Origin of the sequence: Barrientosiimonas endolithica, from assembly GCF_030296655.1 — a bacterium.
GTDB classification, from domain to species: Bacteria; Actinomycetota; Actinomycetes; order Actinomycetales; family Dermatophilaceae; genus Barrientosiimonas; species Barrientosiimonas humi.
In genome coordinates this window covers 2,830,591-2,854,698 of the sequence record NZ_AP027735.1, presented here as the reverse complement: position 1 = coordinate 2,854,698, position 24,108 = coordinate 2,830,591, and the positions used below count along the sequence as shown (strand labels likewise).

21 protein-coding genes and 4 pseudogenes are annotated in these 24,108 nt (G+C 72.0%); 12 read left to right on the top strand and 13 right to left on the bottom strand.

Translation table 11 applies throughout. The features are described 5' to 3' along the window. Positions 1–15 precede the first annotated feature (15 nt). Complete coding sequence (gene rsmI, locus QUE40_RS14470) at positions 16–864, top strand: 16S rRNA (cytidine(1402)-2'-O)-methyltransferase (protein ID WP_289231388.1); 849 nt, start codon at positions 16–18, stop codon at positions 862–864. Positions 865–1,010: 146 nt separating this feature from the next. Here the strand turns inward: rsmI and QUE40_RS14465 are convergent, their stop codons facing one another. The 11 genes from QUE40_RS14465 to QUE40_RS14415 form a co-directional block, all read right to left on the bottom strand. Continuing rightward, the gene (locus tag QUE40_RS14465; RefSeq protein WP_289231387.1) at positions 1,011–2,021 is read right to left on the bottom strand and encodes an HNH endonuclease signature motif containing protein; all 1,011 of its coding nucleotides are present in this window, start codon (positions 2,019–2,021) and stop codon (positions 1,011–1,013) included. Beyond that, positions 1,985–3,295, bottom strand: a complete 1,311-nt coding sequence (locus tag QUE40_RS14460; RefSeq protein WP_289231386.1) for a hypothetical protein — start codon at positions 3,293–3,295, stop codon at positions 1,985–1,987. Before QUE40_RS14460 ends, QUE40_RS14465 begins: the two co-directional genes overlap by 37 nt. An 823-nt stretch (positions 3,296–4,118) precedes the next feature. Continuing rightward, a complete protein-coding gene (locus QUE40_RS14455; RefSeq protein ID WP_289231385.1) occupies positions 4,119–5,321 on the bottom strand; it encodes a VOC family protein in 1,203 nt (400 codons plus the stop codon). A 273-nt stretch (positions 5,322–5,594) separates the two neighbouring features. Beyond that, positions 5,595–5,936 carry a monovalent cation/H(+) antiporter subunit G gene (gene mnhG, locus QUE40_RS14450; RefSeq protein ID WP_142006467.1) on the bottom strand — a complete coding sequence of 114 codons (342 nt, stop codon included), beginning with the start codon at positions 5,934–5,936 and terminating at the stop codon, positions 5,595–5,597. Beyond that, complete coding sequence (locus QUE40_RS14445) at positions 5,933–6,373, bottom strand: MrpF/PhaF family protein (protein ID WP_289231384.1); 441 nt, start codon at positions 6,371–6,373, stop codon at positions 5,933–5,935. The genes mnhG and QUE40_RS14445 overlap by 4 nt, the downstream gene beginning before the upstream one ends. Next, on the bottom strand, positions 6,370–6,894 hold the full coding sequence (locus tag QUE40_RS14440) for a Na+/H+ antiporter subunit E (protein ID WP_142006463.1): 525 nt from the start codon (positions 6,892–6,894) through the stop codon (positions 6,370–6,372). Before QUE40_RS14440 ends, QUE40_RS14445 begins: the two co-directional genes overlap by 4 nt. After that, complete coding sequence (locus tag QUE40_RS14435) at positions 6,891–8,441, bottom strand: Na+/H+ antiporter subunit D (RefSeq protein WP_289231383.1); 1,551 nt, start codon at positions 8,439–8,441, stop codon at positions 6,891–6,893. The genes QUE40_RS14440 and QUE40_RS14435 overlap by 4 nt, the downstream gene beginning before the upstream one ends. Beyond that, entirely contained in the window at positions 8,438–8,986 is a 549-nt protein-coding gene (locus QUE40_RS14430; RefSeq protein ID WP_289231382.1) for a Na(+)/H(+) antiporter subunit C, read from the bottom strand. Before QUE40_RS14430 ends, QUE40_RS14435 begins: the two co-directional genes overlap by 4 nt. Continuing rightward, on the bottom strand, positions 8,983–10,629 hold the full coding sequence (gene mbhE, locus QUE40_RS14425) for a hydrogen gas-evolving membrane-bound hydrogenase subunit E (RefSeq protein ID WP_289231381.1): 1,647 nt from the start codon (positions 10,627–10,629) through the stop codon (positions 8,983–8,985). Before mbhE ends, QUE40_RS14430 begins: the two co-directional genes overlap by 4 nt. Further along, the gene (locus tag QUE40_RS14420) at positions 10,617–11,726 is read right to left on the bottom strand and encodes a proton-conducting transporter transmembrane domain-containing protein (RefSeq protein ID WP_289231380.1); all 1,110 of its coding nucleotides are present in this window, start codon (positions 11,724–11,726) and stop codon (positions 10,617–10,619) included. The genes mbhE and QUE40_RS14420 overlap by 13 nt, the downstream gene beginning before the upstream one ends. 351 nt (positions 11,727–12,077) lie before the next feature. Beyond that, complete coding sequence (locus QUE40_RS14415) at positions 12,078–12,548, bottom strand: DUF4126 domain-containing protein (RefSeq protein ID WP_289231379.1); 471 nt, start codon at positions 12,546–12,548, stop codon at positions 12,078–12,080. A gap of 182 nt (positions 12,549–12,730) precedes the next feature. Here QUE40_RS14415 and QUE40_RS14410 point away from each other — a divergent pair, with 182 nt between their 5' ends. From QUE40_RS14410 to QUE40_RS14370, 11 genes and pseudogenes are all read left to right on the top strand, one after another. After that, entirely contained in the window at positions 12,731–13,525 is a 795-nt protein-coding gene (locus QUE40_RS14410; protein ID WP_289231378.1) for a polysaccharide deacetylase family protein, read from the top strand. Continuing rightward, the gene (locus QUE40_RS14405; RefSeq protein ID WP_289231377.1) at positions 13,492–13,632 is read left to right on the top strand and encodes a polysaccharide deacetylase family protein; all 141 of its coding nucleotides are present in this window, start codon (positions 13,492–13,494) and stop codon (positions 13,630–13,632) included. Before QUE40_RS14410 ends, QUE40_RS14405 begins: the two co-directional genes overlap by 34 nt. A gap of 318 nt (positions 13,633–13,950) precedes the next feature. Next, a pseudogene (locus QUE40_RS19765) lies at positions 13,951–14,815 on the top strand (methionine--tRNA ligase); the annotation flags it as partial. Between the two features lie 183 nt (positions 14,816–14,998). After that, positions 14,999–15,961: pseudogene (locus tag QUE40_RS19760) on the top strand (methionine--tRNA ligase); the annotation flags it as partial. Continuing rightward, positions 15,958–16,818, top strand: a complete 861-nt coding sequence (locus tag QUE40_RS14395; RefSeq protein WP_289231376.1) for a TatD family hydrolase — start codon at positions 15,958–15,960, stop codon at positions 16,816–16,818. The pseudogene QUE40_RS19760 and the gene QUE40_RS14395, both read left to right, overlap by 4 nt. A 174-nt stretch (positions 16,819–16,992) precedes the next feature. Further along, on the top strand, positions 16,993–18,069 hold the full coding sequence (locus QUE40_RS14390) for a resuscitation-promoting factor (protein ID WP_433997008.1): 1,077 nt from the start codon (positions 16,993–16,995) through the stop codon (positions 18,067–18,069). 88 nt (positions 18,070–18,157) lie between these two features. Then, on the top strand, positions 18,158–19,027 hold the full coding sequence (rsmA, locus tag QUE40_RS14385) for a 16S rRNA (adenine(1518)-N(6)/adenine(1519)-N(6))-dimethyltransferase RsmA (RefSeq protein ID WP_289231374.1): 870 nt from the start codon (positions 18,158–18,160) through the stop codon (positions 19,025–19,027). 38 nt (positions 19,028–19,065) lie between these two features. Further along, a pseudogene (locus tag QUE40_RS19755) lies at positions 19,066–19,359 on the top strand (4-(cytidine 5'-diphospho)-2-C-methyl-D-erythritol kinase); the annotation flags it as partial. Between the two features lie 44 nt (positions 19,360–19,403). Further along, a complete protein-coding gene (locus QUE40_RS19385) occupies positions 19,404–19,973 on the top strand; it encodes a hypothetical protein (RefSeq protein ID WP_350226979.1) in 570 nt (189 codons plus the stop codon). Continuing rightward, positions 19,970–21,306: pseudogene (locus QUE40_RS14375) on the top strand (ABC-F family ATP-binding cassette domain-containing protein); the annotation flags it as partial. The gene QUE40_RS19385 and the pseudogene QUE40_RS14375, both read left to right, overlap by 4 nt. A gap of 134 nt (positions 21,307–21,440) precedes the next feature. After that, positions 21,441–23,249, top strand: a complete 1,809-nt coding sequence (locus QUE40_RS14370; RefSeq protein WP_162229533.1) for an ABC-F family ATP-binding cassette domain-containing protein — start codon at positions 21,441–21,443, stop codon at positions 23,247–23,249. A 97-nt stretch (positions 23,250–23,346) separates the two neighbouring features. Here the strand turns inward: QUE40_RS14370 and QUE40_RS14365 are convergent, their stop codons facing one another. Beyond that, positions 23,347–23,583 carry a hypothetical protein gene (locus QUE40_RS14365; protein ID WP_098053349.1) on the bottom strand — a complete coding sequence of 79 codons (237 nt, stop codon included), beginning with the start codon at positions 23,581–23,583 and terminating at the stop codon, positions 23,347–23,349. Between the two features lie 9 nt (positions 23,584–23,592). Beyond that, entirely contained in the window at positions 23,593–23,946 is a 354-nt protein-coding gene (locus QUE40_RS14360; RefSeq protein WP_098053350.1) for a sulfate permease, read from the bottom strand. Between the last annotated feature and the right edge of the window lie 162 nt (positions 23,947–24,108).

Here is a 24,108-nt window from a genome sequence, read left to right as displayed (position 1 = left end):
CGTACGCTGTCCCGCATGGCCGGACAGCTCATCCTCGCCGCGACCCCCATCGGCGACAGTCACGACGCCCCGCCCCGGCTGGCGCGTGCGCTCGCCGACGCGGACGTGGTGGCCGCCGAGGACACCCGCCGGCTGCGTCGGTTGTGCGACGCGCTCGGGGTCGTCCCGCGCGGTCAGGTGCTGAGTTATCACGAGCACAACGAGGCGTCGCGCACGGCGGATCTCGTGCGGCGGATCGCGTCCGGCGAACAGGTGCTGCTCGTCACCGACGCCGGCATGCCGTCGGTCAGCGACCCCGGTTATCGGTTGGTCGCCGCGTGCGTCGAGGCCGACCAGCCGCTCACCTGCATCCCCGGGCCGAGCGCGGTGCTGGCGGCGCTCGCGGTCTCCGGGCTGCCGGTCGACCGGTTCTGCTTCGAGGGCTTCCCGCCGCGCAAGGCCGGGGAGCGGACCCGCGCGCTGGCCGAGCTCGCCGACGAGCGCCGGACGATGGTCTTCTTCGAGTCGCCGCACCGTCTCGCCGACACTCTTGCCGCGATGGCCGAGGCGTTCGGGCCAGACCGGCCCGCGGCGGTCTGCCGCGAGCTGACCAAGACCTACGAGGAGGTACGCCGGGGCGGCCTCGCCGAGCTCGCCGACTGGGCGGGTGAGGGGGTCCGCGGAGAGATCACCGTCGTGGTCTCGGGTGCCACGCGCCGCGCGGCCGACCCGGACGCCGCGCTGCAGCAGGTGCTGGGCCGTGTCGCGGACGGCACCCGGCTCAAGGACGCGACGCGCGAGGTCTCGGCCGCGACGGGCGTACCCGCGAAGCAGCTCTACGCCGCCGCCCTCGAGGCCCGCTCGGCCTCGAACCCCTCGGACTAGGCCGCTGCGCTCGCGCTGGTTCAGCCGCGCGGTCGCGCGCTCGGGCGGGTCGGGTGGTGCGGAGCGTGCGCAGTGCGTGTCGAGGCCCGCGCCGCGCTCGGGCGGGTCGGGTGGTGCGGAGCGCGCATCCAGACCCCGGCCGCGCATCACCTCGGCCTCCGGCCTTCGGCCAGGTGATCGTGCAGCGCGGCTTCCTCAGGGGTGAGGGGTCGGGGGTTGCCGAGTTCCTCCAGGCGCCGCGCGCCGCGCGCCTCCAGGAAGGACACGTCCTCCCCGGCGGCACGTTCGGTGAGGTCTCGGTAGCTCCCGGGAAGGGTCGTGATCTCCCGCCCGGTGAGCGTCTTCCAACGGAGCGTCCCGGACGCGCCGGGCTGGACCTTCCACCAGCGGCGGGTCTTGGGGTTGTGGTGGCCGCGGTGCAGGAGGACGAGGTTGTCCGGATGGGTGGCCCCGTCCGCGGGACGTCGCGCGTCGCGGCACCACTCGCGCACGTGGTCGAGGTCGACCCCGGTCCCGACGATCTCGCAGCCGGGCGCCCGGCACGTGCGGTCACGGGCCAGCACGTGCTCGCGCATCGCCTGGGTCGGCCGGTAGGTGCGGCTGCTGTCGATCGCGGCCCCGGTCGTCGGATCGGTGACGATCCGCCGCCAGGTCGATCCCGCTCGCAGGGCGACCCGCCGCGCCTGGGCGGCCGTCAGCAGCCCGGACCCGGGGATCTCGGCGGGGAGCTGGTCCAGACCGAGCAGCGTGGAGAGGCACACCACCACGTGGACCCGACCCGGCGGCGCGTCGCCGAGCAGCTGGTCGTCGGGCACGGTGCCGTGGACGAGCAGGTCGGTCGCGACGTCGCTGCGCAGCTGGGCCAGGTTGCGCGGATCACCCTCGGCACGAGCCTTGCGGGCCAGCCGGTCGATGCGCTCGTGCGCGGCGAACACGCGATCAGCCTCGGCGGAGAGATCGAGGCGGGCCATGCCGTGGTCGGCGGGTTCGGCATGCAGCTCACGTCCGGCGCGCGCCCGGGCGCGGACCCGTTCGGCGTCGACCTCGGGAGACGCCGCCGACCCGATGTCGCGGGCGAGCCGACGTCGGAACGTCGGCTGCGAGACGTTGCCCAGCTCGATCAGGGCAGCGGTCTCGGACGCGAATCCGTCTGGCACGCGGGCGATCTCGTGGCTGTCGGGCTGCGGACCGCAATGCAGGAGCGGCCCGGTGCCGGCGAGCAGGCTGTCCGACGCCATCCCGGGGAGCTGACCGCTGGGCTCGGTCGCGGGGTGCTGACCGTCGGGCTCGGTCGCGACGGGCTCGGTTGCGACGGGCTGACCGTCGGGCTCCGTCGCGACGGGCTGACCGTCGGGCTCGGTTGCGACGGGCTGGCCGTCGGGCTCGGCGCCCGGGAACTGACCGAGAGGCCCCGTCCCGGAGCCCAGGCCGGACGTGGCGGCAAGGCCGGGTTCGTCGATAGCAGGGGAGCAACGTCGCCCGCCCGACCGTCTCCTGCCAGGCACTGACCCGCCACGTCGGCATCCGTCGCCGTTCCCGCCGCGCCGGCCTCCGGGGCTGCGCCAGACGACCGGCTCCTGGTAGCGCCGTCCGCGGGCACCTCAGCCGGAGGCCCAGCACCGGGCGATCGGGGGACAGGCTGGGCGCCGTCCGAGCCGACCCCGCCCGGCGGTGACTGGTCCGCGGCGGGGGCGGGGGCGTACCGCGGGAAGCTGCGGTGACCACCGGCCTGCGGGTCGGAGGACTTGGTGGCCTTCCCGTCGATCGGCCGCAGCGCGCGCCGCGCGATCTCGTCGGCGGTGAACGGGTCGAGATGCTCGGTCTCCTTCAGGACCGTGGTCGCGCGGTAGATCGACGTCGTGCCGCTCGCGATCCGCGCGCGGAGGTAGCCGGCTCGGGACTCCGGCGCGGACGCGAGCGCGACGCGGTCACGGCACTGTGTCAGGGGCAGTCCGGTGAGCACCTGCAGCTCGGTGGCCACGGCGGTGCGCGCCAGGCCGCAGCGGGTCGTGCGTCTTGACGGGGGATCGTGCTGGCCAAGGTCGAGGTTGTGGTCGGCCTCGACTGCCGCCAGCAGCCGCCGTACGCCCTCGATCTCGGCCGACTCGGCCCATGCCTGGATGCCCCGCGCCGCCCGGATCAGGTCGCCCGCGACCGCGCGTGCGAGGGCTGGGTCGTCGACCGGGTCGGGCCCGCCGGCCACGACGGTCGTCGGACCGGTGAGCCGGCTGGTGCCGACCGACGCCGGACCGGCCGGGTCGGCGGCGACCGCCTCGATCGTCTCGATCAGCCAGTCCGCGACGTGTTCCGGCAAGGTGGCGAGCAGCGAGACGAGGTCGCACTCCTCGCCAGACGCGGCGGTGTCGTGCCGCTCCTCGTCACTCCGACCGTCTTCGTCCGACCCGTGCCGTGCGCTGGTTCGAGCTGTCATCTGGATCCTCCCCTGGTCGCGGTCCGATCCGCCTGACTGCGGCTCGTTCCGACGTTTGTTCGAACCATAGGGGTCGCCACTGACAGGCCTCTCGATCCCAGTGCTGGCGCGGCTGTCGGCTCGGACCGGTCGAGCCAGGCCGGAGTACGCCCTCCGTGCCTCGTCGCGCTGGCCCCAGTCGACATGGGCCGCCGGTCGGGTCTTGTCCGGATAGATCGGACAGGGTGCGCAGGGGTAACCCGGCGGCCGCTGACTACCCGGCTTGTCCGCATAGGGCAGACAACGTCGGTGCGTGGGTGCCGAGATGGCTTATGAGCTGCTGGGCACCGGTCACGGCGTGTCCGCCTGGATCGGACAAGTCGGGACGCCCGGCGCCAGGGTGCCCGGCGCCGCTGTGCACGGTTGGCCGGCGGTGGCTGTCCGGGCGGAGCAGACAGCGCTCGGTGCGCGGGTACCCAGGGTGCGGACCGCTGCAGGGGTCAGCGGCCGTGCCCGGACAGGGCGGACAGCGTCGGTAGGCGGGGGCCCAAGTCACCCCGATCGACGACCAGCGACCCAGGCTCGGCGGTTAGGGGTGTCCGTCTCAGGCGGACCACGAGCTGCACCTGGCGTACGCCGGGGAATCGTCCTCATGAGGCTCAGCCCCAGGATGTGTCCGAATGGATCAGACACCCGATCGTGCGGCGGCAGGGGCGGGCTCCGCAGAGACCGGACACTGGGCGGGCGAGGGGTCTCGATACGCGGCTCGTACCTCGCCGCTACTCGACCATCGTGGACTTGCTGCGCGGGGCGAGGGGTCTCGATACGCAACTCATGCGCATAGCTACTCGACCGGCGAGTCCGCCCGGACGACGAGCTCGTTGCCCTCCGGGTCACTGAGGCGCCACCGCCCCTGCGACGACTCCAGCAGTCGGCCACCGGCGGTCTGCGTCTCGTCCACCCGCCGAGCGGCGACGTCTGACGGCAGGGCGACCTCGAGGTGGATGCGGTTGCGCTGCCGCCGTCGGGCTGCGTCCGACACGTCGAGCTGCTGGAACACCAGCTCCGGCGTCAGCCGCCGCGGGTCGTGGATATCGGTGACCTCGGGCCGGCGGTCGGGGACGTACCCCAGCGCCGCCGCCCAGAAGCCGCGCACCGCCCCCACGTCCGCGGCGTCGAAGAACACCTGGACGAACCGCGCCAACCCCGGCTCCGGCGTGGCGCCGATCCCACGGGCGGCCCGTTGCAACGCTCCGGCAAGCGCGGTGAAGTCGACGGCGAGCCCGTGCGCGTCGCCGAGCCACTGGTCCTTGCCGCTGTCGAGGACGACCAGGCCGGGGCGTACGTCGATCAGCAGCGGGAATCCCGCCTCGCCGGCCAGCGCGGCCGCGGCGGTCATCAGGTCACGCTGTTGCGCCGTGGACCGCACGCGGTAGCACGCCATCGCGCTGAACACGACCTGCCAGTCGGTGGTCCCGCTCACCCCGCCCAGGTCACCGAGCTGCTCGCCCGGCACCAGATCGACCTCGTTGCCGTCGCGGTCGCTGTGCCGCACGCCGTACGTCCCCGTCGCCTCCCCGAGTCCTGCTCGGTCGATCTGGTCGGGCGGGCGGACCACGTCGAGGTGGACGCGGTTCCGCAACGGCCGCAGCTCGGGCGACGGCCTGATCCGCACCGCGGGGTCGCGGCGCAGCGGGTCCGCCAGGTCACCGCCCGGGGCTGGCACGTAGTCGAGCGCGCGCTGCCAGAACGGCCGCACCGCCTCGGGGTCGACGCTCTCGATCACGACGCCCAGCTGCTGCAGCACGGATGGTCGGGACGCCAGCCCCAGCTCCCGCGCGGCCGCCGACGCAGCGTCCAGCGCCCTGCCGGGTGCCGCAGGGGCGAACCGGACCCGCACCCCCGTCGTACGCACGTCGAGCGAGACCAGCCCGTCCAGGTCGAGCAGCCGCCCGACGAGATCGGCGCCCGCGCCCAGCGACGGTGCGTCGAACCAGGCCGACCGTGATCCGTCGACGCCGCGCCAGTCCAGCAAGGGGTGCGCCATACCGGGAACGGTAGGGGTCGCGGGATGCCTGTCCGACCTGATCGGACAACAGGGGGTCTCGATACGCGGCTCGTACCTCGCCGCTACTCGACCAGCGTGATCCAGCGGCGCGGGGCGTGGTCTCGATACGCGGCTCGTACCTCGCCGCTACTCGACCAGCGTGATCCAGCGGCGCGGGGCGTGGTCTCGATACGCGGCTCGTACCTCGCCGCTACTCGACCAGCGTGGTTCCGGCTACTCGACCGCCGTGGGATCCCGGCTGCCCGCGTCGCGTCAGCCGGTCTCGTCGTCCCGCTTCGACGCGTCGATCTCGAGCGGCTCGGTCTGACCGGTGCGGTAGGCGGCGCGGCCGACCATGTGACTGCCCACCGGGATCGTGAGCAGCTGGAACAGGCTGATCAGGATGATCATCCCGATGCTCAGCGGGTCCCGCAGCCGCAGCGCGAGCCCGAGCAGCACCAGCAGGACGCCGAGCACCTGCGGCTTCGTGCCGGCGTGCATCCGGCTGAGCAGGTCGGGGAAGGTCAGCAGCCCGATCGACGCGGCCAGGCACAGCAGCGCCCCGGCGAGCAGCATCAGCAGGCCGACCCCGTCGAAGATCGCGGTCCAGCTCATGACGCCCCTCCCCGCCGTACGTCCTCGCCGGGCTCGTCCGACCTACCTCGCCCCGGCGCGCCCGACGGACCCGCCGCGCCTGCCGCGCCCGACGCAGCCTGCCCCGGCATGTCCACCTGCCCGGACGCATCTACCCCGGCGGGCGGCTGCCCAGGTCCCATCGGGACGTCGCGGTCGCGCGCGACGAACCGGGCCACGGCGACCGAGCCGGTGAACCCGACCAGCGACAGCGAGATCAGGATGGGCAGCGTCGTGCTGTGGTCGGTCGCGGCGGCCTCGACGGCCAGCACGCAGACGATGATCGAGACCAGCACGTCGGAGGCCACGACCCGGTCGAGCACGCTCGGCCCGCGCACGATGCGCACCAGGGTGAGCAGCGCCGACAGCACGAGGATCGTGCCGATCACCCACAGCACACCCTCCTCGAAGCCACTCATGCGCGCACCTCCTGGCCGCAGCTGGGGTCCTCGGCGAGCGCGTTCAGCACCCGCGTCTCCTGGGCGAGGATCGTCCGACGTACGTCCTCGGCGCCACCCGCGTCGTGCACGTCGAGCGCGTGCACCAGCAGGGTCCGCTCGCTCGTGTCGAGGTCGATCACGACCGTGCCGGGCACGAGCGCCACCATCTCGGCGGTGAGCGTCTGCAGGAACTCGTTGGCGCAGCGCAGCTGCACCGACACCAGCACACCGCTGGTGGAGCGGCCGCGGGTGACGGCCTGCCAGGCGACCTGCACGCTGGCGCGCACCAGGTGCACCGTGAACTGCGCGACGAGCACGACGAGCGGCCACGGCCGTACCCGCACGCCGGTGACGAGCCGGGGGAGCGGGAAGGCCAGCAGCACCAGCGATCCCAGCGCCATCCCGCCCAGCACGTTGGCCCAGGACAGGTTGCCCCAGAGCATCACCCACACCAGCGTGAGGGTGGCCAGGGGCACCAGGTGGATGCGTTCGCGGATCATGGCGTCGCCTGCTGACTGAGCACGGCGCCGACGTACGGCACGGTCGAGACGAGGTCGGTGGCCGCCCGGTCGGTGATCGCGAACAGCGGCCCGGCGACCACGGTGATCAGGCACCCGATGATGACCAGGCCCATGGTCGGCGCGACGACGCCGATGGACAGCGGCTTGTCCGAGCCCTGCTCGGCGGCGGCGTGGTGGGCGGCCACCTCCTCGGGCTCGCTGCGCCAGAACGCGCGGGTCCAGACCCGGCTCATGGGGTACAGCGTGAGCAGCGACGTCGCGGCCGCGCCGGCGATCAGCAGGTAGGCCAGCGGGGTGCCGAGGTCGGCACCGGCCTGCACCAGCCCGACCTTGCCGATGAACCCGGAGAACGGCGGGATGCCGGCCAGGTTGAGGGCGGGGATGAAGTACAGGACGCCGAGCAGCGGGGCCGCCGCGCCGAGCCCGCCGAGCCTGGCCAGCGAGGTGGACCCGCCGTACCGCTCGATCAGACCGGTCACGAGGAACAGCGTCGTCTGGATCGCGATGTGGTGGATGACGTAGAAGATCGCGGCGGAGTATCCCGCGACCGAGCCGACGCCGATCCCGAACACCATGTAGCCGATGTGGCTGACGAGCGTGAAGGAGAGCATCCGCTTGATGTCGTCCTGCGCGATCGCCCCGAGGATGCCGACGAGCATCGTGAGCAGGGCCGCCCACAGCAGCACGGTGTTGAGCCGCCCGTCGGTGAACAGCAGCGTGTTGGTGCGGATGATCGCGTAGATGCCGACCTTGGTGAGCAGCCCGGCGAACACGGCGGTGACCGGCGCGGGCGCGGTGGGGTAGGAGTCCGGCAGCCAGCCCGACATCGGGAAGACGGCCGCCTTGATGCAGAACGCCAGGATCAGGCTCGCGTGCAGCGCCAGCCGGGTGCCCTCGGGCAGGTCGGGGATGCGCTCGGACAGCAGCGCCAGGTTGACCGTGCCCGTGGCGGCGTACGCGAACGCGATCGAGGCGAGGAACAGCAGCGACGACAGCAGCGAGACGTACGCATAGCTGATGCCCGCGCGCACCCGCTCGGCGGTGCCACCGAGGGTGAGCAGCACGAAGCTCGCGGCGAGGAGCATCTCGAAGCCGACGTACATGTGGAACAGGTCGCCGGAGATGAACGTCGTGCTCACGCCGGCGGCGAGCACCAGCAGCGTCGGGTGGAAGATCGGGAGCGGCGCCTCGCCGTCGTCCTCGGTGTCGAACGAGGACCGGCCCTGGCCGATGGAGTACAGCAGCACGCCGAGGATCACGACCGACGAGACGATCAGCATCAGCGCCGACAGCCGGTCGACGACCAGCGAGATGCCCTCGGTCGGGCCCCAGCCGCCGGACTGCACGACCTGTGGGCCGCCCCGGTCGGCCGCGCCGAGCAGCATCGCGCTGATCACCAGGTTGCTGATGAGCACGGTGAGGCTGACGCCGCGCTGCACGAGCGTGTGCCGGGCTGCGGCGAGCGTGACGCCGGCGCCGACGAGGGGCAGCAGGACGGGAAGGGGTACGAGCACCGCCCCGTTCATCGCTCGTCACCTCCCGGCGTGGGCGCGGCCGGGCCGTGCGGGCCGTGGCTCGGCCCGTCGCCGTCGCTGTCGTGCGCCTCGTCAGCGTCGTCGACGCTGTCGTCGTCGGTGGTGCGGGCGAGCGCGTCGTCCTCGAGCTCGTCGTGCTGGGACTCGTCGTGGAAGTCGCTGGCGGACATGTCGTTCTCCAGCGCCAGCTGGCCGATGCGCGCGGTCTCGGCGTCGTCGGCGAGCACGTCGGTGCGCGAGACCTGCCAGGCGCGGTGGGCGAGCGCGAGCATGAACGCCGTGAGGCACAGGCCGATGACGATGGCGGTCAGCACCATCGCCTGCGGCACCGGGTCGGACTGCTCGGCGGGGTCGGAGTCGCCGAGGATCGGCGCGCGGCCGGCGGGGCCGCTGGCGATCATGAACATGAGGTTCACGCCGTTGCTCATGAGCAGGAAGCCCAGCAGCGCGCGCACGACCGACCGGGCCAGCAGCAGGTAGACGCCGCAGCCGAACATCACGCCGCAGACGATCACGAGCAGGAAGGTGGCGCTCATCGTGACTCCTCCCGCTGGACCGACTGGCCGGCCTCGATCTGCAGGTCGATGCGCGCCCCGAGGCTGCGCAGCAGGTCGAGCATCAGACCGATGACGACGAGGTAGACGCCGACGTCGAAGATCACCGAGGTGACCAGGTGCACGGCACCGAGCAGCGGCACGTCGAGGTCGAAGACCCAGCTCTGCAGCGGCGCGCCGCCGAACAGCATCGACGCCAGGCCGAACCCGGCCGACAGGAACAGGCCGACGCCCATCAGCAGACCGGGCATGACGGGCGCTGCGGCCATCAGCTCACGGCGCGACCCGGCGAGGTAGCGCACGGCCAGGGCGAGGCCGGCCATCAGCCCGGCCGCGAAGCCGCCGCCGGGGTGGTTGTGCCCGGAGAAGAGCAGGTACAGCGACCAGATCATCATCACGTGGAAGATCAGCCGGGTGACGACCTCGAAGATCGTCGAGCGGCGGTCGGGCCGCACGCTGGAGCTGAGCCAGCGCTGCGAGCCGTCGAGGCGCACCGGCGACTGGCGCACCGAGCGGCGCTGCAGCGTGTCGCGGATGACCATCAGCGCCTGGTCGACGTTGCCGCTGTTGACGAAGATCAGCGACGCGACGCCCGTGGCCGCGACGAGCACGACCGACAGCTCGCCCATGGTGTCCCAGGCGCGGGTGTCGACCAGGATCACGTTGACGATGTTGTTGCCGCCGCCGAACTCCTTGGCGCTCTCGTAGAGCCCCTGCCCGGCCGGCGCGGTGCTGCGCACGGTCGCGGCGGTGAGCGCCAGGCCGGCCATGGTCAGTCCGGCGAGGGTGCCGAGCAGCGCCCGCCACCGACGTACGAACCGGGGCGCGTCGTCGGGGAAGCGCCCGGTGAACCGGCGCAGCACCAGGATGAACACGACCAGGGACACGGTCTCGACGAGCGTCTGGGTGAGCGCCAGGTCGGGTGCGCCGTGCAGCAGGAAGAGCAGGGCCGTGCCGTAGCCGGTGACGCCGACGAGCAGCACCGCGCGCATGCGGCGCCGCGCGCGGGTGGCGGCGAACGCCGCGGGGATCAGCACCAGCGCGACGGCCAGCTGGGCCGGGGTGTCGACCAGGCGGATCTGGTCGGGCCAGGTGACCCCGCCGAACAGCAGGATGCCGCCGGGCACCAGCACCAGGATCGTGATGATCAGCCCGAGCGTCATCGGCAGCGAGCCGCGCTGCAGCGCACCGGTGATCTCCAGCGACGCGCGGTCCAGCTGCCCCATGACGAAGCGGTACGCCTGCTGCGCGCTGGGCACGTGCGGCGCCCGCTGCTGGGTGGCCTCGACCCAGGTGCGCGCCGCGAACAGCGCGGCACCGAGCGCCCACGAGGTGACCGACAGCAGCAGCGCGAGGCTGAACCCGTGCCAGCCGCCGAGGTAGACGGTGGTCAGGGTCGCCGGCCAGGCGTCGACGTACGGCTGGAGGTAGGGCGCGAGCCAGGTGGCGACCAGGCCGAAGGCGAGACCCAGGAAGCCCAGCAGGGCCGGGATGCCTACGAGCACCGCGCCCTGCGGCTTCACCTCGGTGCGCGGGCGGCCGGGCACGGTCGCGAACGCGCCCCACAGGAAGCGCGCGGTGTAGGCGACGGTCAGCGCCGACCCGAGCACGATCACCGCGAGCACCGCGATCTCGGCGGTGGTCGAGCCGAGGGCCCCTGGCCGTCCTGCGGCCCGAGCAGGAACGCGCCGAGCGCGGCCTCCTTGCCGAAGAAGCCGAGCATCGGGGGCAGGCCGGCCATGCTCATCCCGGCGACCACCGCGCCGGCCATGAGCACGGGTGCCTGCTTGCCGACGCCGCTCAGCTCGCGCAGGTCGCGGGTGCCGGTGGCGTGGTCGATGGTGCCGACGGTGAGGAACAGCGAGGACTTGAACAGCGCGTGCGACAGCAGCAGGCCCACGCCGGCGAGCGCGGCGGCCCGGCTGCCGGTGCCGACGAGCATGGTGAGGAAGCCCAGCTGGCTGACCGTGCCGTACGCCAGCACCAGCTTCAGGTCGGTCTGGCGCAGCGCGCGCAGCGCGCCGTGGATCATCGTGGCGCCGCCGAGGACCAGCACGGTCGGGCGCCACATGGTGGTCTCGGCGAACGCGGGGGCCAGGCGGGCGAGCAGGTAGATCCCGGCCTTGACCATCGCGGCGGCGTGCAGGTAGGCGCTGACCGGGGTGGGCGCGGCCATCGCGCCGGGCAGCCAGAAGTGGAACGGCACGAGCGCCGACTTCGAGATCGCGCCGACCAGCACCAGGACGACCGCGACGTCGATCGCGAGGCCGGTGGGCGGAGCCGCGAGGACCCCGCTGATGGCGTACGTCCCCGCGGCCTGACCGATGATCACGATCCCGACGAGCATGGCCAGCCCGCCGGCGGTGGTGACCACGAGCGCCTGCATCGCCGCGGCGCGGCTGGTGCGGCTGGTGGTGCGGTGCCCGATCAGCAGGAACGACAGGACGGTCGTGGCCTCCCAGAACACGTACAGCACGAGGAGGTTGTCGGTCGTGACCAGACCGAGCATCGCCCCGGCGAACGCGGTGAGCGACCCGGCGAAGCGGCCGAGCCCCTTGCTGGCGTCGTCGAAGTAGCGGGCGCAGTAGGCCAGCACGAGCGCGCCGACGCCGCCGACCACGAGGGTGAGCAACCAGCTGAGCGTGTCGAGCCGGAAGGTGAGGTCCATGCCGAGCGAGGGCACCCAGGTGAGGCGCTCGGTCGGGTTGACGCCGTCGTGCACCTCGCCGCTTTTGGCGAGCGCCCACGCGAAGGTCGCGGCCGGTGGCAGCGCGAGGAGCCAGAACGCTCGCGTCCCCAGCCGGCGAACGAGCCAGGGGCGCCACAGGCCGCTACCAGGTGGACGACCAGCAACGCGATCACGCGAGCTCGGCTCCAATCAGGGGTCGGGCGGCGTCAAGAGGAGAGCCGTGCGGGGGCTCGTGGAACATTCTACGGTCCGGCTCAGGCGTACGCGCCCGTCGCCCTTCGCCGCTTGCGGTAGCGCGCGATGCGCCGCCAGAGCCAGAAGATGCCGACCCCCATCGCGATCAGACCGATGATCACCAGAAGGGGGTGAAGATCGCGAGCACGCTCATCCCGAGGAGGTGGCGTCCTCCACCCCGGAGAGCACGGGCGCCCCCATGCCGGCCGTCGTGACGTTGACGGCGGGGCGGGTGGCGGCCTTGGTGGTGTGCACGATCCCGGCGATGATCACCCCGCCGATGGCCCCGACCCAGGGGTACTGCTGCATCCAGCTCGCCTGGTCCAGCTGCTGGTTGGCGGCCTGGGTCGCGGCGAAGACGACGCCGCCGACCGTGGGGCGCACGGCCGTGCCGATCATGTCGTTCATCGAGTCGATCGCGGGGATCTTGTCGAGCACCATCTCGGCGAGCAGCAGGAACGTCGCGCCGCCGATCGCCCACGGCGACTCGATCCAGGCGAACTGCGAGGGCAGCACGATGACGTCGCTGAACCGGGCGACCAGCGCGACCATGAGGAAGGGGATGTAGGCGTTGAGCCCGGCTGCCGCCGACAGCCCCGCCCCCGTCAGTGCGGCGAACATGTGACCTCCTCGCGGGCCCCGAGCGCCCGAGCTGGAACACACCGTGCCACAGGCGAGGATCCTCTCGCCCGGCAACGCGCGTGCGTCCTGGTGCATCTATCCCGTACATCCGGCGCCGAGGGGAGCGCCGGGCCCGCCGGTGGGGACCGGCGGGACGATGCGCACAGAAGGGGGACGTGGTCATGGCCACGAAGAAGTTCTCGCGACGTTCGATCGGGGTCGCCGCGGCGGTGACCGCGATGATCGGCATCGGCGCGGTCACCGCGACCGGGGCGCCGGCGCAGGCGCTGGGGATGGGGCAGAAGACGCTGTCGTCGTCGACCTCGGTGGTGGTGCTGCGCTACGGCAGCACCGGGCCGCTGGTGAAGGAGCTGCAGCGGCGGCTCGGCATCACCCAGGACGGCAGCTTCGGCAAGCAGACGCTGGCCGCGGTGAAGGCCTTCCAGTCGCGCAAGGGGCTGCAGCCTGACGGTCTGGTCGGCCCGCTGACCTGGAAGGCGCTCGGCGGGTTCCCCGGCGGCACCGGCGGATCCGCAGGAACGATCTACCTGACGTTCGACGACGGGCCGAACCCGACGTACACCCCGCAGGTGCTGTCCGTGCTGCGCAAGCACAACGTGAAGGCGACGTTCTTCATGCTCGGGCAGAACGCCGCGGCGAACCCGTCGCTGGTGAAGCGGGTCTACTCCGAGGGGCACCAGGTGGGCAACCACTCCTGGAACCACCCGAACATGACGGGGCTGTCCGACTCGGCGGCGCTGTCGCAGATCGACCGCACCGACCGGGCGCTCGGCAACGGGATCAGCTGCTTCCGGCCGCCGTACGGCGCGACCAACACCCGCATCCGCAGCCTCGCGGCCAAGCGCGGCGAGAAGACGATGCTGTGGACGATCGACACCAACGACTGGCGCCGGCCGGGCTCGGGGTCATCGCCTCGCGCATCGTGTCCAACGCGCGCAACGGCTCGATCGTGCTGATGCACGACGCGGGCGGCAACCGTTCGCAGACCGTGGCCGGCGTCGACAGCGCCATCGGGCAGCTGAAGGCCAAGGGCTTCCGGTTCGCGACGCTGCCCGGCTGCTGACCCACGCTGGTCGAGTAGGCCGGAGCGCTCACGCTGGTCGAGTAGGCCGGAGCGCTCACGCTGGTCGAGTAGGCCGGAGCGCTCACGCTGGTCGAGCAGGCCGGAGCGCTCACGCTGGTCGAGTAGGCCGGAGCGCTCACGCTGGTCGAGTAGGCCGGAGCGCTCACGCTGGTCGAGTAGGCCGGAGCGCTCACGCTGGTCGAGTAGGCCGGAGCGCTCACGCTGGTCGAGTAGGCCGGAGCGCTAGCGGAGGCCGTATCGAGACCGCGCTGATACGCAGATGAGGGCCTTGCCTCGTGGCTCCTAGGATTGCCAGCCATGAGCAAGGTCCTCACTGCTGTCGCCTGGCCGTACGCCAACGGGCCACGCCACCTCGGCCACGTCGCCGGGTTCGGGGTGCCCTCGGACGTCTACAGCCGCTACATGCGCATGGCGGGCCACGACGTGCTCATGGTCTCCGGGTCCGACGAGCACGGCACCGCGATCCTGGTGCAGGCCGACGCGGCGGGGATGACCGCCCGCGAGTTCGTCGACCTCAACCACCCGGTCATCGCGCGCGAGCTGACCGACCTGGGCTGCTCGTACGACCTCTACACCCGCACCACGACGGCGAACCACTACGCCGTGGTGCAGGAGCTGTTCACGACGATCCACCGCAACGGCTACATGGTCGAGGAGACCACGCGCGGCGCGATCAGCCCGTCGACCGGGCGCACGCTGCCCGACCGCTACATCGAGGGCACCTGCCCGATCTGCGGCTACCCCGACGCGCGCGGTGACCAGTGCGACAACTGCGGCAACCAGCTCGACCCGACCGACCTGATCGACCCGCGCAGCAAGATCAACGGGGAGACGCCGGAGTTCGTCGACACGACGCACTTCTTCCTCGACCTGCCGGCGCTCGCCGACGCGCTGACCGAGTGGCTCGACGAGCGCGAGGCGAGCGGGGAGTGGCGCCCCAACGTCATCAAGTTCTCCAAGAACATCCTCGAGGAGATCCGCCCGCGCGCGATGACCCGCGACCTCGACTGGGGCATCCCGATCCCGCTCGAGGGCTGGCGCGACCAGCCGAAGCGGTTCTACGTCTGGTTCGACGCGGTCATCGGCTACCTCTCCGCGTCGATCGAGTGGGCCCGCCGCCTGGGCGAGCCGGAGAAGTGGCGCGAGTGGTGGGACGCCGGCTCCGCGACGGAGCCCGGCCCCCGCGACGCGAACCCTGGTGCGGCCAGGGCGAGCTCGCCGACCACCCAGGCGGACCCGGGCTCCGCGACGGAGCCCGGCGGGCACGACGGAGTCGGGGCCGCCGGGCGGAGGAGCGGAGCCCAAAACATCGGAAGTACGCATGGAGAGCTCCGACGAAGGAGGAGCCATCCATGCGTACTTCATGGGCAAGGACAACATCGTCTTCCACTCCCAGATCTGGCCGGCGGAGCTGTTGGCCTACGACGGTCGCGGGGCGCGCGGGGGCGAGCCGGGGACGTACGGCGAGCTGCGGCTGCCGACCCAGGTGGTGGCCTCGGAGTTCCTCAACCTCGAGGGCGCGCAGTTCTCGACCTCGCGCGGGCACGTGCTGTACGTGCGCGACGTGATCGACCGCTACGGCGCCGACGCGCTGCGCTACTACATCGTGGCGGCCGGCCCGGAGAACCAGGACGCCAACTTCACCTGGCCGGAGTTCGCCCAGCGCAACAACGCCGAGCTGGTCGCGGGCTGGGGCAACCTGGTCAACCGCACGGCGTCGATGGTGCACAAGAACATCGGCGAGATCCCGGCGCCGGGTGCGCTGGAGCCGGTCGACGAGGCGGTGCTCGCGACGGTCGAGCGCGGTTTCGGCACGGTCGGCGGGCTGATCGCGCAGCACCGGCAGAAGGCCGCGCTGACCGAGGCGATGCGGCTGGTCGGCGAGGTGAACAAGTACGTCTCCGACACCGAGCCGTTCAAGCTCAAGGGTGACGACCAGCGCGCGCGGCTGGAGACGGTGCTGCACACGCTTCTCCAGTGCGTGAGCGACCTGAACACGATCCTCGCGCCGTTCCTGCCGCACGCGGCCAACCGGGTGCACGAGATCCTCGGTGGCACAGGCGAATTCGTGCCGATGCCGCGGCTCGACGAGGTCGAGGATCTCGACGACGGGCGGACGTACGCCGTCATCACCGGCGAGTACACCCAGACCCCGTCGTGGGGCCGGGTGGCGGTGACGCCGGGCACGCCGATCGACAAGCCGAGGCCGGCGTTCGGGAAGATCGAGCCGGAGCAGGTCGAGGAGGAGCGCGCGCGGCTGCGGGCGCGCGGCGGCGAGGCGCCCGAGGGCGAGGTGTCGCCGGCGTGAGCAAGCGGCACGAGACCGGTCACCACGGGGGCAGGCCGCCCGCGCCCGACCGGTTGCCGCTGCCGGTGGTCGACAACCACACCCACCTGGACATCTCGCGCGACGGCGGGCCGCTGCCCGACCTGGCCGCGACGATCGCCGAGGCGAGCGCGGTCGGGGTCGACCGCATGGTGCAGATCGGGTGCGACCTCGACGGCGCCCGGTTCACCGAGCGGGTCATCGACGAGCACCCGCAGCTGCTCGGCGGGGTCGCGCTGCACCCCAACGAGGCCCCGGCGCTCGCCGAGCGTGGCGAGACCGACGCGGCGCGCGCCGAGATCGAGCGGATCGCGCAGCACCCCCGGGTGCGGGTCGTGGGGGAGACGGGGCTCGACTACTTCCGCACGGGCCCCGAAGGCGTTGCGGCACAACAGGACTCGTTCCGCTGGCACATCGACCTGGCGAAGCGGCTGGGCAAGGCGCTGCAGATCCACGACCGCGACAGCCACGACGACGTGCTGCGCATCCTGGCCGAGGAGGGGGCGCCCGAGCACACGGTGCTGCACTGCTTCTCGGGCGACATCGAGATGGCGCGCGAGTGCGTACGCCGGGGCTACCTGCTCTCCTTCGCCGGCACGGTGACGTTCAAGAACGCCCGCGAGCTGCGCAACGCGCTGTCGGTGGTGCCGCTGGACCAGCTGCTGGTCGAGACCGACGCGCCCTACCTCACCCCCAGCCCGCACCGCGGCGCCACCAACGCCCCCTACCTGGTGCCGCTCACCGTCCGCGCGATGGCCGCCGTGCTGACCACGGACGTACCCACCCTCTGCGAGAACCTCTCCGCCACCAGCGAGCGCGTCTACGGCCCCTGGGCCTGACCACGTCGGCCGAGCAGGCCGCGCGGACCCGGCACCCCCGCTGAGAGTGCGCGAAGTGCCCCTTCCGGCGCGGTCCGGTGGGCGTGTCGTGCACTCTCAGCAACCCGACGTGACGCAACCCTCACACCCAACCGTTACCGAAATTTGACCTTTCGCGAACGGTCCGTCACGGTAGTGCGGTCCCCCCGAGGTCGGTCGACGCTCGGACGCGGCCCACTGTCGGGTCTGGGAGCGCCGCCTCGGGCGGCGTGGGACGTCGCGTCATCGCCGCACATCGATGCCGCACGTCCCTGCCCGAGCGTCCTTGGCCGGCCCCGGTCCGCACGACATCGGAGAACCGTGACCGTTCGCACCACCAAGACCCGACTGACGCTCGCCGTCGCCGCGCTCTCGACGTTCGCCCTGGCGGGCTGCGGCGAGGCGACCCCGCCGAAGAACGCGCTGCTGGAGTCGACGCCGACCGCGTCCGCCCCGAGCGCCCCCGCGCCGGCGCCCTCGAGCAGCACCCCGACGACGACGCCGAGCACCAGCTCCTCGAGCACCTCCAGCAGCTCGAGCGCGACGTCGGCGACGAAGTCCGCCACGAAGGCGGCCGAGCCGACCCGCACCGCCGAGCGTGACCGCGCCGCCCGCGGCGCCGACCGCCCCGCCATCAGCGTGCGCACCGTCGAGGACACCCGCACCCTGAAGTTCAAGACCGAGCGCCGCTACGACCCGCAGGCCGCCAAGGGCCAGGTCACCGTCGTCCGCGAGGGCGTCACCGGCCGCGCCGAGGTCACCCTGCGCCAGACCGTGTCGGGCAAGAAGGTCGTCAAGACCGAGGTCGTCGACACCGACGTCACCCGCAAGCCGGTCAACCGCGTCGTCGTCATCGGCACCAAGGTCGAGGAGCGCAAGGAGACCCCCAAGCCGACCGCGACCGCGAAGCCGAAGCCGACCGAGAAGCCCAGCCCGCGCCCGACGCCGACCCAGACCGAGGAGCCGCAGGAGCCCACCGCGGGCCTCAACCTGGCCCGCTCGGCCATGTGGGACCGCATCGCCCAGTGCGAGAGCACCGGCAACTGGTCGATCAACACCGGCAACGGCTACTACGGCGGTCTGCAGTTCGACATCCGCACCTGGCTCGGCGCCGGCGGTGGCGACTTCGCCCCGCGCGCCGACCTGGCCAGCCGCGCCGAGCAGATCACCGTCGCGAACCGCGTCTACGCCGAGCGCGGCCTGCAGCCCTGGGGCTGCGCCGGCGCGGCCTGATCCGCACCGACGTCACCGTGCGTGAGGCACCCCGCCCTGTCGGGGTGCCTCACGCATGTCCGCGCCCGGGGCCTGCGAGCATTCGCCCATGACCGCTGCCGACCCCGCCGACGACGTACGCCTGCTCGGCCCCGCCGACGTGCGTGCCCTGGCCGCGGAGCTGGGTCTGCGACCCACCAAGCAGTGGGGCCAGAACTTCGTCATCGACGCCAACACGGTGCGCAAGATCGTGCGGCTCGCGGGCGTCGGCCCGGGCGACAGCGTGGTCGAGGTCGGCCCCGGCCTGGGGTCGCTGACCCTCCCGCTCCTCGCGACCGCCGGTCACGTCACGGCCGTCGAGGTGGATCCGGCTCTCGCGCAACGCCTTCCGCGCACCGTCGCCGACCACGCACCGGCCCGCGTCGGCCGCCTCGAGGTGGTCCCGGCCGACGCGCTCACCGTGACCGAGCTGCCCGACCCGCAGCCCACCGCGCTCGTCGCGAACCTGCCCTACAACGTCTCGGTGCCGGTCGTGCTCAGCTTCCTCGAGCGCTTCCCGACCCTGGAGCGGGTGCTGGTCATGGTGCAGCTCGAGGTCGCCCAGCGGCTCGCGGCCCAGCCGGGCAGCAAGGTCTACGGCGCCCCGAGCGCCAAGGCCGCGTGGTTCGCCGAGGTGACCCTCGCCGACCGGGTGGGCCGCAACGTCTTCTGGCCCGCGCCCAACGTCGACTCCGGCCTGGTGTCGATGGTGCGCCGGCAACCGCCGTCGACCACGGCCACCCGCCGGGGTGTCTTCCGGGTCGTCGACGCCGCGTTCGCCCAGCGCCGCAAGACCCTGCGCGCCGCGCTCGCGGGCGTCGCCGGCGGCGCCGCACCGGCCGAGGAGGCCCTGCGCGCCGCGGGCATCGACCCCCAGCTGCGCGGCGAGCGGCTGACGATCGGGGAGTTCGCGCGAATCGCCGAGGCGCTGGGGCTTTAGGGTGATCGCATGACCGGCCGCCGCACCCCGCCATCGAGGTGCGCGTGCCCGCCAAGGTCAACCTCGAGCTGCGCGTCGGGCCCGTGCGCGACGACGGCTTCCACGCCCTCTCGACCGTCTACCACGCGGTCGACATCGTCGACGACGTCACGGTCCGTCGGGCCGACGACTGGGGGATCGAGGTCACCGGCCCCTACGCCGACCGGGTGCCGGCCGACGACACCAACCTGGCCTACCGCGCCGCGCGGCTGCTCGCGTCCGACCGCGGCGTCGACGACCCGGTGCACATCGAGATCGCCAAGACCATCCCCGTCGCCGGCGGCATGGCCGGCGGCTCGGCCGACGCCGCGGCCACCCTCGTCGGCTGCGACGCGCTGTGGGGGCTCGACACCCCCGCCCCGACCTCGAGCGGCTCGCCGCCCGTCTCGGCAGCGACGTGCCGTTCCTGCTCACCGGCGGCACCGCGCTCGGCTCCGGCCGCGGCGAGCAGGTCGTGCCGGTGCTCACCCAGGGCACCTTCCACTGGGTCTTCGCGCTGCACCACGGGGGCCTGTCGACCAAGGACGTCTACGCCGAGCTCGACCGGCTCCGCGCCGACGAGCCGGTCGCCGACCCCGAGCCGGGGCAGGACGTCATGGCCGCGCTGCGCGCGGGCGACGTCGAGCAGCTGGCGAGCGCGCTGCACAACGACCTCGAGGACGCGGCGTGCTCGCTCGAGCCGCGCCTGCGTACGACCATGGCCACCGGCCTCGAGCAGGGCGCCCTGGCCGCGATCGTCAGTGGCTCCGGCCCCACCGTCGCGTTCCTCGCGCGCGACAACACCGCGGCCCTGGACCTGATGGTCGGGCTGTCCGCCGAGGCCGTCGCCGACGAGGTCGTGCACGGCCGCGGCCCGGTCGGCGGCGCCCACGTCACCAGCGACCCGGGGTTGCGCAGCACCCGATGAGCAACCTCGTCTCGGCCGAGCGGCTCTCGCTGATGCTCGGCACCCGGCACATCCTCGACTCCGTCTCGCTCGGCGTCAGCGCCGGCGACCGCATCGGCGTCGTCGGCCGCAACGGCGGCGGCAAGTCGACCCTGCTGCGTCTGATCGCGGGCGACGGCGAGCCCGACTCCGGCCGGCTCACCCGCACCGGTGGCCTCACCGTCGGCATGCTCAGCCAGGCCGACTCCCTCGACCCCGGCGCCACCATCGGCGACTCGGTGCTGCGCGGCCGCGCCGAGCACGAGTGGGCCGGCGACGCCCGCATCCGCGACGTCATGCACGGCCTGCTCGGCGACCTCGAGATGAGCGCGCTCGGCGGCCACGGCACGGACGTACGCTCATTATCCGGCGGCGAGCGACGCCGAATCGCGTTGGCACGCCTGCTGATCGACGACCCCGACCTGTTGCTCCTCGACGAGCCGACCAACCACCTCGACGTCGAGGGGGTGCAGTGGCTGGCCGACTTCCTGGTCCGCCGCCGCACCCGCCCCGAGCACGCGCTCGTCGTCGTCACGCACGACCGGTGGTTCCTCGACGCGGTCGCGACGCTGACCTGGGAGGTCGTCGACGGCCGGGTCGAGTCCTACGAGGGCGGCTACGCGGCGTACGTCCTCGCCAAGGCCGAGCGCGCCCGCCTCGAGGCGGCTGCCGAGGAGCGGCGCAACAACCTGATGCGCAAGGAGCTGGCCTGGCTGCGGCGCGGCCCGCCCGCGCGCACCAGCAAGCCCAAGTTCCGCATCGACGCGGCCAACGCGCTGATCCAGGGCGAGCCGCCGGCGCGCGACGAGGTGGCGCTCGCGAGCTTCGCGACCAGCCGGCTCGGCAAGGACGTCGTCGACCTGCTCGACGCGACCGTCACCGTCGGCGACCGCACGATCCTGGACAAGCAGACCTGGCGGCTCGCGCCGGGGAGCGCACCGGCATCGTCGGGGTCAACGGCGCCGGCAAGTCGACGCTGCTGCGCGCGGTGAGCGGCGACGTGCCGCTGCAGGCCGGGAAGCGCAAGGTCGGCCGCACGGTGCAGCTCGGCTTCCTCACCCAGGAGGTGCGCGAGCTGGCCGAGGTCGCCGGCATGACCGTGATCGACGCGATCACCGACGTGCGCGCCTACACCACGCTCGACGGCAAGGAGGTCAGCGCCAGCCAGCTGGCCAAGCGCCTGGGCTTCAGCGGGCCGCGCCAGCAGACGCGGGTGGCGTCGCTGTCCGGCGGCGAGCAGCGCCGGCTGCAGCTGCTGCGCATCCTGATGACCGAGCCCAACGTGCTGCTGCTGGACGAACCCAACAATTCGATGGGTTGTTCGTTCCGGACACCTCGATTCTACCGTCGTGGCAGGGCGACGTCACGCCCTGATACTCGACGTCGGGCCCGTGGGAGGCGGTCTGTCGTGCCGTGTCGCACCGTGCCGGTCGGGAGAGGTGGTCGCTGATGGCTACACCGCTGCTGGGGGCCGAAGGGCTGCACTTGGAGTACCCGACGCGGGTGGTCTTCGACTCGCTCTCGGTCGGGATCGAGGAGGGCGACCGGATCGGGATCGTCGGTCGCAACGGCGACGGCAAATCGAGCCTGCTGGGGATGCTCTCGGGGCAGATCGAGCCGCAGGCCGGCCGGGTCACCCGGCGCGGCGGCGTGCGGTTCGGCGTGCTCGGTCAGAGTGACGACCTCGATCCGGAGGCCACGGTCGGGTACTCGATCGTCGGCGACGCTCCGGAGCATGAGTGGGCCAGCGATGCCCGCATCCGCGACGTGATCGGCGGGCTGGTCTCGGACATCTCCTGGGATGCGGTGATCGGCCGGCTCAGCGGAGGTCAGCGGCGCCGCGTAGCCCTCGCCGCCTTGCTGGTGGGTGACTACGAGCTCATCGCGCTAGATGAGCCTACGAACCATCTTGATGTGGAGGGCATCGCTTGGCTGGCTGAGCACATGAAGCGACGCTGGCCCAAGAACAGCGGCGGGCTGCTGGTCATCACGCACGATCGCTGGTTCCTCGATGAGGTCTGCACCGAGACCTGGGAGGTGCACGACGGCACGGTCGAGCCGTTCGAGGGCGGCTATGCCGCGTACGTGCTCCAGCGGGTCGAGCGGGACCGGATGGCGGCGGCGGCCGAGAGCAAGCGGCAGAACCTCATGCGCAAGGAGCTGGCCTGGCTGCGGCGGGGTGCTCCGGCGCGGACGTCGAAGCCGAAGTTCCGGATCGACGCGGCCAACGAGCTGATCGCTGACGTGCCGCCGGTGCGCAACCCCATCGAGCTGCAGCGCGTCGCGGTGGCCCGGTTGGGCAAGCAGGTCGTGGATCTGGAAGACGTGAGCGTGACCTTCGGGGATCGGAAGGTTCTCGATGACGTGACCTGGCGGATCGCTCCAGGTGAGCGAACCGGCGTCCTCGGCGCGAACGGTGCGGGCAAGTCCACGCTGCTCGGGCTGATCTGCGGCACGCTGGAGCCGACCGAGGGCCGGGTCAAGCGGGGTAAGACGGTGCAGGTCGGTATCCTCGATCAGCAGTTCTCCCAGCTCGCTGATATCGGCGGTGACCGGGTGCGCGAGGTCCTGGCCCGCACCAAGACCACGTTCCAGATCGACGGCAAGGACCTCACCCCGGCGCAGCTGCTGGAACGGCTCGGCTTCGCCCGCGAACACCTCTCGGCACGGGTCGATGACCTCTCCGGCGGTCAGAAGCGGCGGCTGCAGCTGCTGATGCTGTTGCTCAGCGAGCCGAACCTGCTGCTTCTCGATGAGCCGACGAACGATGTTGATGCGGACATGCTCGCGGCGCTGGAGGACCTGCTGGACTCCTGGCCGGGCACGTTGATAGTGGTCTCGCACGACCGCTACCTGCTGGAGCGGGTCACGGATCAGCAGTACGCGATCCTCGATGGCGGGCTGCGGCATGTGCCGGGCGGGGTGGATGAGTACCTGCGGCTGCGAGCCGCGCAGGAGCAGCAGGCCGTGACACCGTCGCCGATGAGCGCCCAGGCCGCCGAACAGAAGACGTCGTCGTCTTCGTCTTCGGAGTTGTCGGGTGCGGAGCGCCGGGCGGTGCAGAAGGAGATCGGCGCGGTCGAGCGTCGGTTGGAGAAGCTGTCGGGAATTATCGACCGCATCCATCAGCGTCTCGCCGATCACGATCAGAGCGACTACGAGGGCCTGCAAGGCCATACTGATGAGCTTCGCCAAGCGGAGGATGAGGTCGCCGAACTCGAAGAGCGGTGGCTGGAGCTATCCGAGTCGATCACCTGATGGCTCCCTGCCGTCGAGCCTGCCGCATGAGTTCGCGCCTGCCGCTTCGTGAGCGGCAGGCGCGAATGCTGATGACGATGGTTGGGGGCCGGGATGCTCAGGCCTGCGGCGGTCCGTACTCGTTTCTTGTTTCGACGGGGGTGGGTTCTCGGTAGGTCTCGGGAACCTCGTCGGCGCGGCGACTGGCTCGTGATTCTCCGATCTCCTGCAAGGTGAGACGGATCAGCATCTCCGACAGCTTGTGCAGATCGGGTGGTTCGCGATGCACCGCCCTGATAGAGAAATGTCGTTCGTCGTACCGACGCCGCGAGGTCTTCTTCACGTACTTGCCCATCGTGCACTCCTACGTCGAGACCGTCGGTTCGGCGATGGCGCGCGCCCGAGAGTTACGCTCGGTGTGCTCGTGCCACCGCACGCGGGCGAGCAGGATCAGGCTGACGGGGCCGATCCAGAGCATCTTGAGCGCTGACCAGATCGCGATGAGCACGATGATGTTGAGCCAGCCCGGCCCGCCGTCTCGGATGATGACGGTTAGCAGGCTCGCGGTGTAGAGGTATGGGATCGCGAGCAGCATTGCCGGGATGCCCCACTTGAGGCCGCGACGGGTGCGGACCTTGTCGAGCACGATATTGGTCGGCATCCATCGGCGCATGAAGGAGCGGATATGGATGCTGGCGAACCAGATGAGTCGGAACATGATGCCTCCAAGCACGTAACTGTGGTGAGGCAGTACGTGTGGAGTGTCCCGAAGGACGGCCCGAAAGGGGCCTACATGGTGAGGGGTGAAGCTGCCTCTGTGCTTCTCACTCTACGCCGCACGTACGACACGCGGTAGCCCCGCGGGCCGTGCTTGGTCGCC

Coding starts and splice junctions, on each gene's coding strand:
- QUE40_RS14410 (WP_289231378.1), top strand. CDS start 12,731: ATGGCCACGAAGAAGTTCTCGCGACGTTCGATCGGGGTCGCCGCGGCG.
- QUE40_RS14360 (WP_098053350.1), bottom strand. CDS start 23,946: ATGTTCCGACTCATCTGGTTCGCCAGCATCCATATCCGCTCCTTCATG.
- QUE40_RS14365 (WP_098053349.1), bottom strand. CDS start 23,583: ATGGGCAAGTACGTGAAGAAGACCTCGCGGCGTCGGTACGACGAACGA.
- QUE40_RS14435 (WP_289231383.1), bottom strand. CDS start 8,441: ATGAACGGGGCGGTGCTCGTACCCCTTCCCGTCCTGCTGCCCCTCGTC.
- QUE40_RS14445 (WP_289231384.1), bottom strand. CDS start 6,373: ATGAGTGGCTTCGAGGAGGGTGTGCTGTGGGTGATCGGCACGATCCTC.
- QUE40_RS14455 (WP_289231385.1), bottom strand. CDS start 5,321: ATGGCGCACCCCTTGCTGGACTGGCGCGGCGTCGACGGATCACGGTCG.
- QUE40_RS14430 (WP_289231382.1), bottom strand. CDS start 8,986: ATGAGCGCCACCTTCCTGCTCGTGATCGTCTGCGGCGTGATGTTCGGC.
- QUE40_RS14460 (WP_289231386.1), bottom strand. CDS start 3,295: ATGACAGCTCGAACCAGCGCACGGCACGGGTCGGACGAAGACGGTCGG.
- QUE40_RS14440 (WP_142006463.1), bottom strand. CDS start 6,894: ATGATCCGCGAACGCATCCACCTGGTGCCCCTGGCCACCCTCACGCTG.
- QUE40_RS14415 (WP_289231379.1), bottom strand. CDS start 12,548: ATGTTCGCCGCACTGACGGGGGCGGGGCTGTCGGCGGCAGCCGGGCTC.
- rsmI (WP_289231388.1), top strand. CDS start 16: ATGGCCGGACAGCTCATCCTCGCCGCGACCCCCATCGGCGACAGTCAC.
- QUE40_RS14370 (WP_162229533.1), top strand. CDS start 21,441: ATGGCTACACCGCTGCTGGGGGCCGAAGGGCTGCACTTGGAGTACCCG.
- rsmA (WP_289231374.1), top strand. CDS start 18,158: ATGACCGCTGCCGACCCCGCCGACGACGTACGCCTGCTCGGCCCCGCC.
- mnhG (WP_142006467.1), bottom strand. CDS start 5,936: ATGAGCTGGACCGCGATCTTCGACGGGGTCGGCCTGCTGATGCTGCTC.